The sequence below is a fragment of the Neobacillus niacini genome (assembly GCF_030817595.1).
GTDB lineage: Bacteria > Bacillota > Bacilli > Bacillales > Cytobacillaceae > Neobacillus > Neobacillus niacini_G.
The window spans coordinates 4,568,978-4,585,935 of the sequence record NZ_JAUSZN010000001.1; the positions used below are offsets into that span (position 1 = coordinate 4,568,978).

17 protein-coding genes are annotated in these 16,958 nt (G+C 43.2%); 14 read left to right on the forward strand and 3 right to left on the reverse strand.

The annotated features are described in order from the left end of the window. The first annotated feature begins 602 nt into the window (after nucleotides 1-602). The 11 genes from QFZ31_RS21740 to nuoN all read left to right on the forward strand — a co-directional run bounded on the left by QFZ31_RS21740 (nucleotide 603) and on the right by nuoN (nucleotide 11,700). Nucleotides 603-977, forward strand: a complete 375-nt coding sequence (locus QFZ31_RS21740; protein WP_179599056.1) for an NADH-quinone oxidoreductase subunit A — start codon at nucleotides 603-605, stop codon at nucleotides 975-977. Further along, nucleotides 968-1,480: a NuoB/complex I 20 kDa subunit family protein gene (locus QFZ31_RS21745; RefSeq protein WP_063254614.1), complete on the forward strand. Its 513-nt coding sequence runs from the start codon at nucleotides 968-970 to the stop codon at nucleotides 1,478-1,480. The genes QFZ31_RS21740 and QFZ31_RS21745 overlap by 10 nt, the downstream gene beginning before the upstream one ends. Before the next feature lie 3 nt (nucleotides 1,481-1,483). Next, nucleotides 1,484-2,989: an NADH-quinone oxidoreductase subunit C gene (locus QFZ31_RS21750; protein ID WP_307306786.1), complete on the forward strand. Its 1,506-nt coding sequence runs from the start codon at nucleotides 1,484-1,486 to the stop codon at nucleotides 2,987-2,989. A gap of 3 nt (nucleotides 2,990-2,992) precedes the next feature. After that, nucleotides 2,993-4,093 carry an NADH-quinone oxidoreductase subunit D gene (locus QFZ31_RS21755; RefSeq protein WP_179598638.1) on the forward strand — a complete coding sequence of 367 codons (1,101 nt, stop codon included), beginning with the start codon at nucleotides 2,993-2,995 and terminating at the stop codon, nucleotides 4,091-4,093. Next, entirely contained in the window at nucleotides 4,093-5,097 is a 1,005-nt protein-coding gene (gene nuoH, locus QFZ31_RS21760) for an NADH-quinone oxidoreductase subunit NuoH (RefSeq protein ID WP_307306788.1), read from the forward strand. Before QFZ31_RS21755 ends, nuoH begins: the two co-directional genes overlap by 1 nt. Before the next feature lie 300 nt (nucleotides 5,098-5,397). Then, complete coding sequence (gene nuoI, locus QFZ31_RS21765) at nucleotides 5,398-5,817, forward strand: NADH-quinone oxidoreductase subunit NuoI (protein WP_063255622.1); 420 nt, start codon at nucleotides 5,398-5,400, stop codon at nucleotides 5,815-5,817. Then, nucleotides 5,814-6,332 (forward strand): NADH-quinone oxidoreductase subunit J, encoded by a 519-nt coding sequence (locus QFZ31_RS21770; RefSeq protein ID WP_179598634.1) that lies wholly within the window; start codon nucleotides 5,814-5,816, stop codon nucleotides 6,330-6,332. The genes nuoI and QFZ31_RS21770 overlap by 4 nt, the downstream gene beginning before the upstream one ends. Continuing rightward, nucleotides 6,329-6,643, forward strand: a complete 315-nt coding sequence (nuoK, locus tag QFZ31_RS21775; protein ID WP_063255620.1) for an NADH-quinone oxidoreductase subunit NuoK — start codon at nucleotides 6,329-6,331, stop codon at nucleotides 6,641-6,643. The genes QFZ31_RS21770 and nuoK overlap by 4 nt, the downstream gene beginning before the upstream one ends. 160 nt (nucleotides 6,644-6,803) lie before the next feature. Continuing rightward, nucleotides 6,804-8,666 carry an NADH-quinone oxidoreductase subunit L gene (gene nuoL / locus QFZ31_RS21780; RefSeq protein WP_307306791.1) on the forward strand — a complete coding sequence of 621 codons (1,863 nt, stop codon included), beginning with the start codon at nucleotides 6,804-6,806 and terminating at the stop codon, nucleotides 8,664-8,666. Nucleotide 8,667: 1 nt separating this feature from the next. Continuing rightward, a complete protein-coding gene (locus QFZ31_RS21785) occupies nucleotides 8,668-10,176 on the forward strand; it encodes a complex I subunit 4 family protein (protein ID WP_307306794.1) in 1,509 nt (502 codons plus the stop codon). A 6-nt stretch (nucleotides 10,177-10,182) separates the two neighbouring features. Beyond that, entirely contained in the window at nucleotides 10,183-11,700 is a 1,518-nt protein-coding gene (gene nuoN, locus QFZ31_RS21790) for an NADH-quinone oxidoreductase subunit NuoN (protein ID WP_307306797.1), read from the forward strand. A 134-nt stretch (nucleotides 11,701-11,834) separates the two neighbouring features. Here nuoN and QFZ31_RS21795 read toward each other — a convergent pair whose 3' ends face one another. The 3 genes from QFZ31_RS21795 to QFZ31_RS21805 are packed head-to-tail and all read right to left on the reverse strand — an operon-like array spanning nucleotide 11,835 to nucleotide 12,949. Further along, nucleotides 11,835-12,434 carry a general stress protein gene (locus tag QFZ31_RS21795; protein ID WP_307306799.1) on the reverse strand — a complete coding sequence of 200 codons (600 nt, stop codon included), beginning with the start codon at nucleotides 12,432-12,434 and terminating at the stop codon, nucleotides 11,835-11,837. A gap of 49 nt (nucleotides 12,435-12,483) precedes the next feature. Next, on the reverse strand, nucleotides 12,484-12,654 hold the full coding sequence (locus QFZ31_RS21800) for a CsbD family protein (RefSeq protein ID WP_306074506.1): 171 nt from the start codon (nucleotides 12,652-12,654) through the stop codon (nucleotides 12,484-12,486). Nucleotides 12,655-12,700: 46 nt separating this feature from the next. Further along, nucleotides 12,701-12,949: a hypothetical protein gene (locus QFZ31_RS21805; RefSeq protein WP_307306804.1), complete on the reverse strand. Its 249-nt coding sequence runs from the start codon at nucleotides 12,947-12,949 to the stop codon at nucleotides 12,701-12,703. 357 nt (nucleotides 12,950-13,306) lie between these two features. On the opposite strand from QFZ31_RS21805, the gene QFZ31_RS21810 reads away from it, so the two are divergent. From QFZ31_RS21810 to QFZ31_RS21820, 3 genes are all read left to right on the forward strand, one after another. Next, entirely contained in the window at nucleotides 13,307-13,468 is a 162-nt protein-coding gene (locus QFZ31_RS21810; RefSeq protein WP_307306806.1) for a hypothetical protein, read from the forward strand. A gap of 329 nt (nucleotides 13,469-13,797) precedes the next feature. Beyond that, nucleotides 13,798-15,303 (forward strand): mechanosensitive ion channel, encoded by a 1,506-nt coding sequence (locus QFZ31_RS21815; RefSeq protein ID WP_307306807.1) that lies wholly within the window; start codon nucleotides 13,798-13,800, stop codon nucleotides 15,301-15,303. 340 nt (nucleotides 15,304-15,643) lie between these two features. Continuing rightward, nucleotides 15,644-16,936: a hemolysin family protein gene (locus QFZ31_RS21820; RefSeq protein ID WP_307306810.1), complete on the forward strand. Its 1,293-nt coding sequence runs from the start codon at nucleotides 15,644-15,646 to the stop codon at nucleotides 16,934-16,936. Nucleotides 16,937-16,958 lie beyond the last annotated feature (22 nt).

The following is a 16,958-nucleotide window of genomic DNA, read 5'->3' on the forward strand; positions in this document are numbered from 1 at the left end:
ATAGGAGTTTAGTAGGATGTTGATTATATTTATTCCTTTTTAATAGAAAGTTTTGAATGATTTGGTTTATTGTGAATATGATAGTGTTGATGGGTTGTACGATGTTGTTATTTAGATAATGAGTTTTTTGCTTGGTGTAAATCGATGTGTTTGTACGAAAGGGTACGATTTGATGTACTTTTTATGACAATTCTCACTGACAATAATAGGATTTTTGTTGTTAAATGTCGTTATAAGGAATAATTTGGCTCTTGCGTCATCTCTGAAGTGATTTCAGGGAGCCTTTTCTGCGAGATCACGCAAACGCTCAAGGGTGGTGGGCCCCTTGTATCGACAAACCAGGCTGCGGACAAAATTGGAAATTCTATCGCCATGTGCTAACGCAGATTATGCTTCCGCTATCCGAGTCCGCTTGCAAAATTTCACATTCCAAGGCGTTTCTGAGAGCGAGCTCTCAAAAGCTTGTAATGTGAAATTTTGCGGCGATAGAATTTCCAATTTTAATGGGGTGGTGTTGTCGACACAAAGTTGTAACAGTGCTATAATGTTATCGGTTACAAATTTCATTGTTATGAAAATTTACAACATTGGAGGGGATGGACATGGAACTTTTGAATTTATATCAGAATAATTATCTGATAGTTTTTGTGTTCCTCTGTCTTGGGGTGCTGCTGCCGTTGGTGGCGTTATATTTAGGTAAACTTTTGCGTCCTCATAAGCCGAGTGTCGAGAAGTATACCACATATGAAAGCGGTATTGATCCATTTCACGATTCCCGTGTACAGTTCAATGTCCGCTATTATATTTTTGCCCTTATGTTTGTTATTTTTGATGTAGAGACTGTGTTTTTATATCCATGGGCGGTTGCCTATGATAAACTGGGAGTTTTTGCGTTAATTGAGATGCTGATTTTCGTAATTATGCTGTTGATTGGCTTAATCTACGCTTGGAAGAAGAAGGTGCTACGATGGACTTAAAACTAGATGACCTTTCACCACAGGAAATGAAAGAATTAGAAAGAAATGTGTTTTTTGCGACGCTAGAGCAAATTAAAGCATGGGCACGCAGTAATTCATTGTGGCCGATGACATTTGGTCTGGCTTGTTGTGCGATTGAAATGATGGGTACGGGCGGAGCTAACTATGACCTTGACCGATTTGGAACGATCTTCCGGACATCACCAAGGCAATCGGATTGTATGATTGTATCTGGTACGGTTACGAAGAAGATGGCGCCGATTGTCCGCCGTTTGTATGATCAAATGCCAGAGCCGAAATGGGTTATTGCGATGGGGTCTTGCGCAACTGCAGGAGGTCCGTATGTGAAGTCTTATTCTGTTGTTAAGGGTGTCGATCAAATCGTCCCTGTTGATGTTTATATCCCTGGATGCCCACCAAACCCGGCCGCATTAATTTATGGAATTAATAAATTAAAGGAAAAGATTCGCTATGAGGCGAAGACTGGGAAGAAGGTGATCTAACCGATGAGCGGGGAGAAGGATCTCGATCAATTAAAAAGAGAAGCGGCTGAGAAAGCGAAGGCGGCAGCGTTAGCGAAGCGTCAGGCAAAGGCAGCAGGAGAATCTCAAGGTGCACAGAAACAGGAGGACAAACCTTCTGAACAAACGCTTAGTCAGGTTGAGTTGCCAGCCCAACAAGAACAGCCAGCTGGAACACCAGCAGAAGATGGTGCAGACCTTGCGAAGAAAAAGGCAGCTGCAGCAGCGAAGGCAAAGGCGGCAGCACTGGCAAAGAAAAAGCGTGAAGGTATTGTGGAGGAAGAAGCTCCTGTTCCTGTTGAAGCAGTGGAAGGAACTACAGCAGCAACTGAAGCGCCAGAGGATGGGGCCGATCTTGCAAAACAGAAAGCTGCAGCAGTAGCAAAGGCAAAAGCGGCAGCAGCGGCGAAGCGGAAGGCGATGGAGTTAGCGGCAGGCAATACGCCGGCAGAAGAAACCCCAGCAGCAGAAGCTGAAACCAGCGATGCCGGTGACGACCTTGCGAAGAAAAAAGCAGCGGCAGTAGCGAAGGCAAAAGCGGCGGCGGCAGCGAAACGCAAAGCGATGGAGCTAGCGGGAGAATCAGCTCCTGCAGAAGAAACACCAGCGGCTGAAGCTGAAACCAGCGATAACGGTGATGACCTTGCGAAGAAAAAGGCTGCTGCGGTAGCAAAAGCGAAAGCAGCGGCAGCGGCGAAGCGTAAAGCAATGGAGCTTGCAGGTGAAGGTGCATCAGCGGAAGAATCTGCAGGAGATGACGCTAAGGCGAAAGCGGCAGCGGCGGCGAAGGCAAAAGCAGCGGCCGCAGTGAAAGCAAAGGCGGCAGCAGCGGCCAAAGCCAAGGCAACTGGAGCCGGTGAGGCAGACACTGCGGCGACTGGCGATGATGAAAAAGCGAAAGCGAAAGCAGCAGCAGTTGCCAAAGCGAAAGCGGCAGCAGCAGCGAAGGCAAAAGCAGCAGGCGCAGCAAAAGGTGGCGACGTATCGCCAGCCGATACGGCCGATCAACCATCACCAAATCAGCCTTTCTTAGACAAGTATAGAAAGGTTATCGAGGAAAATTTGGGTCCAGATGTTTTAGAAGATTCTTATATTAATAAATTATCGAAAGATGTTCCAACACTTGTTGCAAAGAAAGATACATATTTCAAGGTAGCTCAATTTTTGAAATATAATGAGCTCCTAGGGTTCGATTATCTCTCTGAGCTGCATGGAACAGATTTTGTCACACATATGGAAGTTTATGTTCACTTATTCTCATACAAAAATCGCCAATCAGTGGCGTTAAAAGTAAAGATTGACCGCGATGAACCAACAATCGAGTCCTTGCAGCCAATTTGGGCAGGAGCTAACTGGCCTGAGTGCGAAGCTTATGATTTACTAGGAATTAAGTTTACCGGACATCCGAATTTACATCGGATTATGCTAGGAGAAGATTGGGTTGGCCATCCACTGCGTAAAGATTATGAACCGTATGATGTGGAGGTGTAACCAGTGATAAGAACAGAAGAAATGCTGCTAAACGTCGGTCCTCAGCATCCAAGTACGCACGGAGTATTCCGTCTTGTTGTCAAGATTGACGGGGAAATCATTACTGAAGCAACCCCAGTCATCGGTTATTTACACCGCGGAACGGAAAAATTGGCCGAGAACCTGCAATATACACAAATAATCCCGTACACCGACCGGATGGACTATTTGTCAGCGATGACAAACAACTATGTCATCTGTCATGCGGTGGAAACAATGATGGGTATCCAAGTTCCAGAACGTGCCGATTTCCTCCGTGTAATGGCAATGGAATTAGGGCGAATCGCCAGTCACCTGGTTGCATGGGGAACGTATATCCTTGACCTAGGTGCGACGAGCCCATTCATCTATGCTTTCCGTGACCGTGAAATGATTATCAATATGCTTAACGAATTATCAGGTGCTCGTTTGACCTTCAACTATATGCGTGTTGGCGGGGTAAAGTGGGACGCACCAGAAGGCTGGGTCGACGGTGTAAGAGAATTTGTTCCTTACCTGCGTGAACAGCTGAAAGGCTACCATAACCTTGTATCCGGAAATGAAATCTTTTTAGACCGTGTAAAAGGGGTTGGCGTTTATTCAAAGGAAGATGCCATCAATTATTCACTCAGTGGTCCAAACCTTCGCAGTACCGGTGTGAAATGGGATTTACGTAAAGATGAGCCATATTCAATCTATGACCGTTTCGACTTCAATGTTGTCACAAGGGATGAAGGAGATTGTTTGGCCCGTTACCATGTGCGCCTTGAAGAAATCGAAGAATCATTAAAAATCCTTGAACAGGCGTGTGAGCAATTCCCTGCTGAAGGTGAGATTATGGCGAAGGTGCCAAAGATTATCAAAGCACCAAAAGGGGAAGCTTTTGTAAGAATTGAATCTCCTCGTGGAGAAATTGGCTGCTATATCTCAAGTGACGGTAAAAAAGAACCGTATCGCTTAAAGTTTAGGAGACCTTCATTCTATAATCTGCAAATTCTCCCGAAATTATTAGTAGGCGAAAACATTGCAAACTTGATTGCGATTTTAGGGGCAGTTGATATTGTCCTTGGGGAGGTGGACGGCTAATGATAGAGGATTTACTCCAATCCAGTCCAGGCTTGATGAACTTTGGAATCTTCTTTTTACTTGCCGTTGTCTTACTATTAGTAGTCTTAGGTTTCGTAACCTATGCGATATTAGCAGAGCGAAAGGTTTTAGGATACATGCAGGCCCGTCACGGCCCTAACCAGCTTGGCGGTAAGTGGGGATTATTACAGACGGTAGCGGACGTTCTTAAACTTTTATTAAAAGAAGACGTTATTCCGAAGGCAGCCGACAGACCGCTATTTATCCTGGCACCAATCATTGCCTTTACTCCAGCTTTCATGGTACTGGCAACGATCCCATTCACAGACAAATTTCAATTTGCCGATATCGGAGTCGGGTTACTCTATTATATTGCCGTTTCAGGAATGACTGTATTTGGAATGGTACTCGGCGGCTGGGCGTCCAACAATAAATACGCGCTTCTAGGGGGCATGCGTGCAGGCGCACAGATGATCTCCTACGAGATTCCGCTTGTTATGTCCGTTTTAGGTGTTATTTTGTTAACGGGAAGCTTGAATTTATCTGATATTGTACTTCAGCAGGAGCATGGCTGGTTCATTCTTTATCAACCGATTGCCTTTATCGTGTTTTTCATCGCATCGATTGCAGAATTAAACCGGACACCATTTGACCTTCCTGAATCAGAGAACGAACTGGTTGCAGGATACTTTGTTGAGTACTCAGGATTCCGTTGGGCATTCTTTATGCTCACCGAATATGTTTACATGTTTGCGATGTCATCATTGATTACCGTCATTTTCTTAGGCGGATGGCTGCCGCCGCTGGATATCTTAGGATTTATCCCTGGCGCAGTATGGTTTGCACTGAAATTTAGCGTCGTTGTCTTTGTTTACATGTGGTTACGGGCTACACTTCCACGTTTTAGAATCGACCGATTAATGGAATTTGCGTGGAAAGTACTATTCCCAGTCGCATTAGCAAACATTTTCTTAACAGCATTAATCAAAACATTATTTTTCTAAATATTATAAAAGGATTTGTTAAGGGTAATTGTGATTTTGCACCCTGTTGATTGGAGCGCAGGGCACGAAGACTCCTGCGGGAGTACGGGGCTGGGGAGACCCCACAGGCGCTTTTAGCGCCGAGGAGGCTCCCCGGCACGCCCGCGGAAAGCGAAGTGCCCGGAGCGGAAATCAACAGGCCTAATTAATACAGCAAACTAAATAGAAACCTTATAGTGTGTTCGCGGTTGACTGAGCACCTCAAGGAATTTATAAACGATTAAAGTAAGCAATTTTTAAAATGAAAAAGGGGTGAAAAACGTGCTTGGATTTACAAAAGGCTTGAAATATACCCTAAAACAGCTAACGAAAGAAAAGGTAACCTATAATTATCCAGATGAGCCGCTGCCGCTGCCGGACCGCTTCCGCGGTATTCAAAAGTTCTATCCGGAAAAGTGTATTGTGTGTAATCAGTGCATGAACATTTGCCCGACAGAATGTATTAATTTAACGGGTAAAAAACATCCGGATCCAACGAAAAAAGGAAAAATCATTGATACGTATGATATCAATTTTGAGATTTGTATCTTATGTGACCTTTGTACGGAGGTTTGCCCGACTGAAGCGATTGTCATGACCAATAACTTTGAGTTAGCGTCATACAGCCGTGATATGTTATTTAAAAACCTTGAGTGGTTAGACGAGAACGATGAAAACGTACGGCAGGTGAATAAACCATGACAATTACAGGCGAGTTTATCGCATTTATGGGCCTCGCCCTTGTCGCCATCATCGGCGGTGTCCTGTTATTGAACCTTACTAAAGTCGTGCACATGGTCGTGGCCCTCATTTTTACGTTCGTCAGCATTGCCGGTATTTACGTGCTGCTGTCAGCTGAATTTGTCGCAGCGGTTCAAATCTTGATTTATTCCGGTGCGATTACCATTATCATGTTATTTGGAATCATGTTAACGAAGCATGATGATGAAGGGGAAACCACCACTGGCAAGGGAAGAAAGGTTCTATTATTTCTAGGTATACTTGGATTTGCAGCAGCTGTTTACATTGGAATCTATGATTTCAACGTGGTACAGGTACCAACAGACTTACATGTGGACAATACGATGAAAATAGGGGAAGCCCTCTACTCTAAATGGGTGATCCCATTTGAATTAACATCTGTACTACTATTAGTCGCACTTGTCGGAGCGATTGTTCTGGCGAAGAAAGAGGAGAAGGAGGGTGACAAGGAATGAGTTCAGTTCCTGCTTCAGCCTTCTTGGCACTCGCACTAATTTTATTCTGTATCGGCTTATATGGGGCATTGACAAAAAGAAACACCGTAATCGTCTTAATCTCTATTGAATTAATGCTGAATGCCGTTAATATTAACCTGGTAACCTTCAGCAAATACGGTGTAGCACCATCCATCACCGGTCAAATCTTCGCGCTGTTCACGATTTGCGTAGCCGCTGCAGAAGCAGCAGTCGGTCTGGCCATCTTAATGGCCCTATACCGCAACCGCAAAACCGTCAACATCGACGATATGGACACAATGAAAAACTAAATTTTGCAGATAATATTTTTTTCAACACTGCGGTGCCTGTCACCGCAGAAAGACACTGTCCGTCTCAGGCGGACAAATTGGTAATTATTGGTGTATCCCCTCGGTGGACAGTGTCCACGAGCGGTGACAGGCACCATTTCTAAAAAAGGGGATTGTGATGATGATGGAAAATGCATGGATCATACCGCTTTTCCCGCTATTATCGTTTTTGATTCTTCTTCTATTTGGTAAGAAGCTGAGGGATGTGAGTGCGTACGTAGGTATACTGCTTACGTTGGCCTCGCTTGTTTATTCGTTGTTGGTGTTGTTCGAGCGTTTCACTCAACCAACGTTTAAAACTTCAACGGAGTGGCTCAGAATAGGAGATATTTCTTTAACAGCGGGCTTTGAAGTGAATCAATTGAATGCATTAATGCTAGTAATTGTCTCGCTCGTCAGCTTCCTGGTACATACATATTCGAAAGGGTATATGCACGGGGATGAGCGGTTTCCAGTATTCTATGCCTATTTAGGACTATTTACGTTTGCAATGCTCGGGCTTGTCATCTCGCCCAACCTGCTGCAAACTTATATTTTCTGGGAGCTCGTCGGAGTCGGTTCCTTCCTCTTAATCGGATTCTATTTCTACAAAGAAGAAGCGAAGGCTGCGGCGAAAAAAGCGTTCATTATGACCCGTATCGGGGACGTTGGTCTCTTAATCGGGATGATTTTATTATTCTGGGAAACAAAAAGCTTTGAATACAGTGAAATTTTCCGTGCTGTTGAGGCTGGCGCTGTATCAACCACGATGATTACTCTAACAGCAATTCTAATCTTCATCGGGGCTGTTGGTAAATCAGGTCAGTTCCCGCTGCACACATGGCTGCCGGATGCGATGGAAGGTCCGACACCAGTTTCTGCTTTAATCCATGCAGCAACAATGGTTGCAGCAGGTGTTTACTTAGTTGCTTCCCTTTTCCCGCTGTTCGCAGCGAGTGAAACAGCACTATTAACTGTGGCCGTCATTGGTGGATTTACAGCAATTTTTGCTGCCAGCATCGGTCTTGTCCAAACAGATATTAAACGCGTTCTAGCCTATTCAACCGTCAGCCAGCTTGGCTACATGATGCTGGCTTTAGGCTCTGCAGGCTATGTGGCGGGTGTATTCCATTTGATGACACATGCTTTCTTCAAAGCATTGCTATTCTTAGCAGCCGGAAGCGTGATTCATGCGGTACACACACAGAACATCGAAGAGATGGGCGGGCTTTGGAAAAAGCTAAAGCTTACTGCACCATTATTCTTAATCGGAACACTTGCGATCAGCGGTGTACCATTGTTTTCAGGGTTCTTCAGTAAAGATGAAATTTTAATCGCAGCGTGGGAAGGCGGACATCCGATCTTGTTCTTACTTGCGCTTGCCGCGGCATTTATGACCGCATTTTATATGTTCCGCTTGTTCTTCATGGTTTTCACCGGAGAATCACGGACACCAATGAAAAATGTACACGAATCACCATCGATGATGACGTTCCCAATGATTATTCTTGGCGTGTTGGCGATTATCGCAGGTTATGTGCAAACACCATTCAATCACAACCTTGGCGAATGGCTGGTTGATGGAAATGAAGCACTTGGTCATGGGCATGTCGAAGGTCCAATTTGGATCATGATTGCCGCAACTGTTGTTTCCTTAGCAGGTATCTACCTTGCTTACTTGATTTACTATAAGCGATCCATCGCACGCAACTGGCTATCAGGAAGCGGCGATACGCTTCACAGCATTTTACTGAACAAATATTACATTGACGAATTCTATCAAATGTCAGTAGTGGCGGTTACAAAGGGTATTAGTTACTTCCTACGCTTCATCGATGTCTTCCTAGTGGAAGGAATCATGAAGGGCGTAGCAGGAATTGTTCAAGGTCTTGGGGCAGCAGGTTCAAAGCTGCAAACCGGTCAAACGCAAACCTATGCAGCCGTAGCATTTGTCGGCTTGGCACTGCTAGCGGTCATCTTTGTGTTAACAGGGGGGTACTTATAAAATGGATCTTTCTTTCGTTCTATCATTACTAGTATTCTCCCCGTTACTCGGTATCGTAGTGTTGGCTTTCATGCCAAAAACAGAGGAAAAAACAATCAAAATCGTGGGCTTTCTAGCAACACTGCCTGCACTGGTTATTGCCATTGGCCTTTATCTTCACTACCTGGCAGGTAAGAAATTGAGCGATTTTGACGTGGCAAAGGACTGGATTACCTTCGGAGGCTTGCAAGGTGCCGAAGCTGGATTCTGGAAAGTAAACTATGAACTTGGCGTCAGCGGCTTCACGATGCTTTTAGTAGTTCTAACAGCCGTAGTCGCAACACTCGCAGCGATTGCCTCCATTTATATTAAAAAAGAGTGGAAAGGCTATTTTTCTCTATTCCTGCTTTTAGAAATTGGAATGCTTGGAGTTTTTACAGCTGAAAACTTAATTCTATTTTTCTTATTCTTTGAAATTACATTAATCCCAACCTTCTTCTTAATTGGGAAATGGGGTTATTTTGAAAAAGAAAAAGCTGCTTATAGTTTCTTAATCTATAACGGTTTAGGCTCAGCCGTACTGTTAATTGTAATTATGATTCTATTTGCAAAAACAGGAACGACCAATATTGATATGCTCACGCAAATCATGAGCGATCCGAACGTTCCGATGACAAGTGGATTAAAATTAGGCTTATTGATTTCGCTCTTAGTCGCTTTTGGCGTTAAGCTGCCAATCTTCCCGTTACACAGCTGGATGCTTCGCGTCCACGTGCAGGCACCGCCATCCATTGTTATGATTCACTCTGGTATTCTATTGAAAATCGGCGCCTACGGGTTAATTCGCTTTGGAATGGGAATTTTTCCTGAACAGTTTGAGAAACTTGCCGTACTTTTGGCCATCCTTGGAGTGGTAAACCTTCTTTACGGAGCGTTCTTAGCGTTCATTCAAACAGACTTTAAAATGGTCTTGGCGTACTCATCGATTTCACACATGGGAATCGTGTTAATCGGGTTAGCGGCGTTGAATGAAGCCGGTGTACAAGGCGCGATTTTCCAAGTGGTGTCACATGGTTTAATCTCAGCACTTCTTTTCTTCTTAGTTGGTGCTTTCTATGAGCGGACGGATACGTCACTTATGGAAAACCTGGGCGGAATGGCAAAGGGAATGCCGGTTGCTTCAGGCTTCTTGCTTGCAGGTGCATTGGCTTCACTCGGATTGCCAGGAATGTCCGGATTCGTCAGCGAATTCATGGCGTTTTTAGGTTTATTTGAAGAACTGCCTTGGATTGCCGCAGTCGGAACAATCGGAATTATCATGACCGCTGTTTATTTATTACGTGCCGTGCTCGGCATTACGTACGGCCAAGCACACCGTGAATTTGCAGGACTCGTCGACCTTAAGGGCGTCGAATTCGTACCAGTTGTTGTATTAATCGCTTTAATAGTCTTAATCGGGGTAATACCAAGCGTTCTAAGCTCACCGCTTCAAGCCACACTTGAAACGATTATGCTAGGGTTAGGAGGGTGATGAAGGATGAGTCTTGAGGAATTAACATCATTTAATTGGAGCATCATGACACCTGAGTTCTTCATCGTTGGTGTAGCAGCGCTTCTCACAGTAATCGATTTATTTATGCCGAAAAAGCAAGATCGCAGAATCCTCGGATGGATCGGAATTGCTGCGATTTTCGCAGCAATGGTTTCCCTTGTCGGACTACTTGGTGCCGCACCGGATTCGATTTTAGACGACACCTTTCGTCTTGATTCTTTTGGAAAAGCATTTAAACTCCTTCTGCTTGCAGGCGGGGCGCTAGTATTATTTTTAGCTGTCTCCTACAAGGCTGACCAGGGGATGGAAGAATACCGCGGTGAATTTTATTATTTATTCCTAACCGGATTACTCGGCGGAATGATTATGACATCGAGCGGTGACTTAATCACGTTATTTATCGGGTTAGAGTTGTTATCGATCTCTTCCTATATCTTAGCGGGTATGCGCAAAAATAATTTACAATCTAACGAGTCGGCCATGAAATATGTCATCAACGGCTCGATTGCTACTGCGATTACCTTATTTGGTATGAGTTATGTATACGGGTTAACAGGTACAACCAACTTGTTAGCTATCGCTGGAGCGCTTCAGTCCTTGGCTGATGCACAGCATGCGTACTTGCTAGGACTGGCATTCTTAATGATTTTTGTTGGATTAGGCTTTAAGTTGGCTGCTGCTCCATTCCATATGTGGGCACCAGACGTTTATCAAGGTGCACCAACACCAGTTACTGCTTTTTTAAGCGTTGTTTCAAAAACAGCAGGTTTCGTTATTGTTGCTCGAATTTTAATATCCGTCTTTGGTGTAGCAGCTACAGAAGGTCCTGGCTCGATGCCAATTCTTTATAACATGCAGGACTATATTGCGGTTGTGGCAGGAGCTACGATGATCATCGGAAACGTGGTTGCTCTGAAACAAAGCAATATTAAAAGAATGTTTGCTTACTCGAGCATTGCGCATGCAGGCTATGTTCTAGTGGCGTTCACGTCTTTGAGCTCGAACTTCTTTTACAGTGTTTGGTTCTATTTATTAGCGTACTTGTTCATGAACCTTGGAGCTTTTGCGGTAATCCAATTAGTAGAGGCTAAAACTGGTTCAACAAAGATTGCAGATTTCGCTGGGTTGTATCGCCGTTCACCTGTGCTTGCTGTTACAATGGGAATCTTGTTAATCGCATTAGCAGGCTTTCCAGGTACTGCAGGCTTCATCGGTAAGCTGAACATCTTTATCGGTGCTTTCATGGTGCAGGAACCGCATTATGTATTGGCGTCCGTCATGATTGCCACAACCGTAGTATCGTATTTTTACTACTTCGGTATCATGACACAAATGTTCTTCCGCCCAGCAGCGGATGACAGCAAGTTCTCAAAAATTCCAGTGGGAATCGTTGTTGTTTTATTCGTCACCGTCGCAGCGTCCGTTCTGTTTGGAGTATTCCCAGACATCGCTATCGACTTCGTGAACGAAAACTTCAACCAATTCTCAGACTTTCTACAATAGACCGGCAACTTTGGGGGAAGGACCTGGTCTAGGTCAAACAAAGAGGGGTAACGATATATAATGAAAGAAGAGGCATGGGGGCCTCTTCTTAACAAGCAAAACGGTCCTTTGAAAGGGACCGTTTTTTGTGGTTATTATTGGATAGGGTCAGGAACTTGTCTTTTATCCTTCAGTTCATCCTTAGAATCACTATTCTGCATTTCACCGCCAAGCTTTTTCACTTCATCCCAATCCTGTGCCATTGAGCTATTGTTTGCTGCCGCTAATGTATTCCTGTCATCCTGATTAGGAGTCCTTCTATTCTTCGTTAGCACCAATATTTTACCTTCTTTAACAGAATTCCCGTATAATTCGGCCTGATCATCTGGAATTCCTATTCCAATTAATGCTCCGGTTAATCCGCCTAAACCGGCGCCCGCTACGGCACCAATTAAACTTGAAGCAATCGGTCCTGCCGCGATGATTGGGCCCACTCCAGGGATGGCAAGAGCACCAACTCCTACAAGTAAACCTGTTAACCCACCGAGTGTTCCACCTGCTAAAGCACCTGTAGCCGCACTTTCTTCTGCAACTGTACCTGTTTCGTCCGCAATATAATTCACATTTTTAAGGTCTTTACCAATAACACAGATATCTTGTTTGTCGTATCCCTGTTTTACAAGGTCCTCAATGGCGATAATCGCTTCCTGTTCGGTATCATAAACGCCTATAACATTCTTTTCAATCCTGTCCATATTTGTTTCCTCCTCTTTTATTCGTTTCGAAAGATTAATCATTTGATGACTATCTAGATAATTTATCCTTTACTTCCCCAACTTCTTCTTGTACTTTACCTTTAGCCTGATCGACTTTACCTTCCGTTTCTGTTGAACGATCATCCGTCAGTTTACCCCATTGTTCTTTTGCCTTGCCTTTCACGGTATCTACATATCCATTCATTTTATCTTTGTTCATTTTAAGTTTCCTCCTTGTGTGTTTATATTTACTGCATCACCAATGGTTATTGGTTAACACCATCACTAACACCGTTATCCTCAACTTTTTTCTCTAAATCTTTTTGTGCTTGTTTTAATTCTGTTCCAACTTTATTGATGGTTTCTTCGGCTTTTTGTTTTGTGCCTGTATCTACTTCATCCTTCTGTTGTCCATCACTGACTCCATTATCCTGGTCAACTCCATCGCCGCACCCCGTTAATCCTGCTAAGGTAAGCGAAACAGCCAATCCGCCAACTAGTAAACTTTTCTTCATGGTTTACACCTCCAAGAAATATTTGTACTATGCATAATGGTTTTTAAGTAAAGAATCCTGATGCCTAGGCGAGTTATAGCAGGAATGTAGTGATAATTTAGCTAGCTTCTGTTTTGCAGCCTCGATTAAACTCATGCCTCTCTAGCTCCCTTCATCTTGTTTTGTTCTGCCCTTTTTATATTCCCGTTCATAAGGATCTGAAACTTTTTTTAGTAGAAAAATACTTGGAATCCGGTTTCTTTCTATTTAATAGTTTTTTTAGAAAAACATTTAGTTGATAAAAAATGAAGATTTTTTGTTTGGTTCACTTGCTAAAAGGGTAAAAGCATACTAGACAAATTAAAGGAGGAAATAACAATGGAAAAAACGTTGAAAAAGAAATTAATCATGACAGGTATGGTATTTGCTTTAACATTTGGTGCGCTGACAGGCTGTGGAGACGGAGTGGACCAGGATAATGGAGTAACTGATGGAGAACAAAAAGATGAGATGGATAACAAAAATCCAGAAACAAACTAAATGCTGTGGAGATTGGATAGGAAACAGAAGAGAAACTTCTTTTCCTTATCTATTGGCTGTGTTAAAGAAGACTATTGATTTTAGAACCTGTTGATTGGAGCGGAAGGCGCTTGACTCCTGCTGGATGCACGAGCTGAGTGAGACCCCACAGGTCGGAACGACCGAGGAGGCTTACGGCCGAGCCCGCGGAAAGCATAGCGCCTCGTGACAGGCAAAGACCGGCTGTCCCTGCGATGATTATTCCAAGAAGCATTCCTTTGTGGAGCGCAACTCAACAGCAAAGTTTAACACAGCCTACCTATTAAAAAGTAGAAAAGGAGATTGGTAGAATGAATGTAAATGAAATGATGGCGGGGTGGACCTCGTACTTTTATCAGCTTCCGAACCTATTATTTGCTCTTCTAGTCTTACTGGTTGGCTGGCTGATTGCCAAAAGCATTGGTAAAAGTGTGGAAGCTCTTCTGAGGAGAACTAAATTTGATGACAAGTTGTTTGCCAACGTTGGGACAAAGAAATATTCTTCAGAAATCATAATAGGAAAAATCGTTTATTATATTTTACTGGTTGTCGTGTGGATTATCTTTTTTAATATGCTTAACTTAAGCTTAATTGCGACACCGCTCGTACAAATGCTGACGATGATTACAGCAGCGATTCCAAACTTATTGAAAGCTGCCCTTATTTTACTATTTGCTTGGGGTGTTGCTTCGCTACTTCGTATCCTTTTTAAAAAGGGAGCGGCTATGGTTCATTTGGAACGCCGCTTCGTTCAATGGAAAATCGCCATAAGTCAAAGTGAAGCGGTAAACAAGGTAAACGGTATTGCAAAGGCAATCTTCTATTTTGTACTTTTACTATTCTTGCCGGGAGTATTAGGAGCGTTACAGATTGAAGGCGTTTCTGAACCATTTGCCGATACGCTTTCAACCTTACTAGCCTTCATACCTAAGCTATTTGCGGCAGCCCTTATTGTGTTTGTCGGTTGGCTGATTGCAAAAATAGTCCGAGATATCCTAACAAACTTCTTGAGCAGTATTGGGACAGAAAAACTTGGTCAACGTATAGGAATCGTAAAAACGAAGGATAGCATTAGTCTATCAAGTATTATCGGAAACATTGCGTTTATTTTAATCTTAATCCCTACCATCATTACTGCTTTAGAAAAACTTGATTTAAAAGGCATTTCGGATCCAGCCATTGCGATGCTTCATGATGTTGTATCGCTTATACCAAACATTGCCGTGGCTGTTATTCTGATCTTAGTGGGGATTTGGCTTGGAAAATGGGTGGAGAAAATCGTCACTCAAATGCTTTGGCGTTTAAAGATTGATAGTGTGTTTACCCAAATGGGTGTCGGCTCACTTAAACCTGAGCAATCAACGTATACGCTTTCTCAAATTATCGGAATGCTGGCTAAAATTGTCGTTATATTATTATTCGCAGTTGAGGCCTTACAAATTGTTCAATTAGAATTCCTTGTTGTTCTAGGAACAGCAGTGATTTCGTACTTACCAATGTTGTTCGCCGCCCTTATTATTTTGGGAATTGGTTTATATCTTGGTAATTTAGTTCAGCGTATTTTACAGAATATCCTTAAAAACAGCTATTCAAGAACTCTCGCAGCGATTGCGAAATATGCCATTTTTTCGATTACCATCTTTATGGCTTTAGATCAGCTGGGTGTAGCACACTCCATTGTCAATGCTGCATTTATTCTCCTATTAGGCGGATTAGCATTAGCGTTTGGACTTGCATTCGGACTTGGAGGCAAAGACTTCGCTTCCAAATATCTGCGTAAACTGGATCAAAAAATCGATAACAAAATAATAGAATAAGAGATTCGTTGAAGCTAAACGAAATAATAACAATCCGGATCTACGTGATTTCGGATTGTTATTTTTATAGGCTGTGTAAAAGGACACTGTTGATTTTAGAACCTGTTGATTGGAGCGAAAGGCGCTCGATCCTCAAAAATGCTATCGCATTTTCTTCGTGCGGTGATTATTCGAGGGAGTAAATTCAAAATCCTGCGGGATGAACGAGCTGAGTGAGACCCCGCAGGTCGGGACGACCGAGGAGGCTCACGGGCGAGCCCGCGAACCGCTCGCGCCTGTAGCGCAAATCAACAGCCCAGTTTAACACAGCCTTTTTATAAGAAGGGAGGAAGGCTGCTCAATGACAATTATAAATCTATTATTGATAGCCCTTTTAATTGCACTAACCGGCTTTTTTGTAGCGATAGAATTTGCGATTGTAAAGGTTCGCCCATCTAGAATTGATCAATTAATTGCGGAAGGGAAAAAGGGTGCAGTTTCTGCTAAAAAGGTAGTAAACCACCTGGATGAATACCTATCAGCCTGTCAATTGGGGATAACGGTAACAGCACTCGGACTCGGTTGGCTGGGAGAACCCACTGTGGAAAAAATAATCCATCCCTTGTTTTCTGTATTAAATATCAACGAGTCGCTTTCACATATTCTCTCTTTTATTATTGCCTTTGTAGCTGTTACATTTCTCCATGTCGTAGTGGGGGAATTAGCCCCGAAAACCGTTGCTATTCACAAGGCAGAAGAGGTAGCACTTCTGTTTGCTGCCCCGATCATAGGATTTACCAAAGTGATGCGCCCCTTTATTTGGGCACTAAACGGTTCTGCTAGACTGCTGGTTGGAATTTTCGGCTTAAAACCGGAATCCGAACAAGAATTAGCTCATTCTGAAGAAGAGCTCCGTTTGCTGTTATCGGAAAGCTATAAGAAGGGTGAAATCAATCAAAATGAATTAAACTATGTGAACAATATTTTTGAATTTGATGAGAGAGTGGCAAAAGAGATCATGGTACCCCGGACTGAGATTAGTACCATTTCAATTAACGATTCCATTGATGTGGTTTTAAACAAGGTAAGAGCGGAGAATTATTCCAGGTACCCTGTCATGGAGGGTGACAAAGACAACATTATAGGGGTTCTTAACGTTAAAGTGATGGTAACGGCCCAACTCATGAATAAAAAAGAAGGGAGTCTAAGACCCTTCATTAAACCTGTGATTAAAGCCATTGAAACGATCCCTATCCATGATTTATTGGTGAGAATGCAAAAAGAACGCACGCAAATGGCAATCCTTGTCGATGAATACGGTGGTACATCTGGGTTAGTAACGGTAGAGGATATTATTGAGGAAATTGTCGGTGAGGTACGAGATGAATTTGACACTGATGAAGTAGCAAAGATTCAAAAGGTAAAGGAAAACCATTATTTATTGGATGGAAAAGTGTTAATTGAGGATGTTAACAGTTTACTCGGTACAAACATAGCCGGTGAAAGAATTGATACGATCGGTGGCTGGTTCCTTACACAAAACTTTGACGTTGGTATTGGCACAGAGGCTAAGTTCGATGGATACCTGTTCAAAGTCCGTGAGGCAGTGGGTCACCATATTTTGTATTTAGATGTAAAAAAAATTGTCAGCTAAGCAAATGAAAGGCACACGTCAT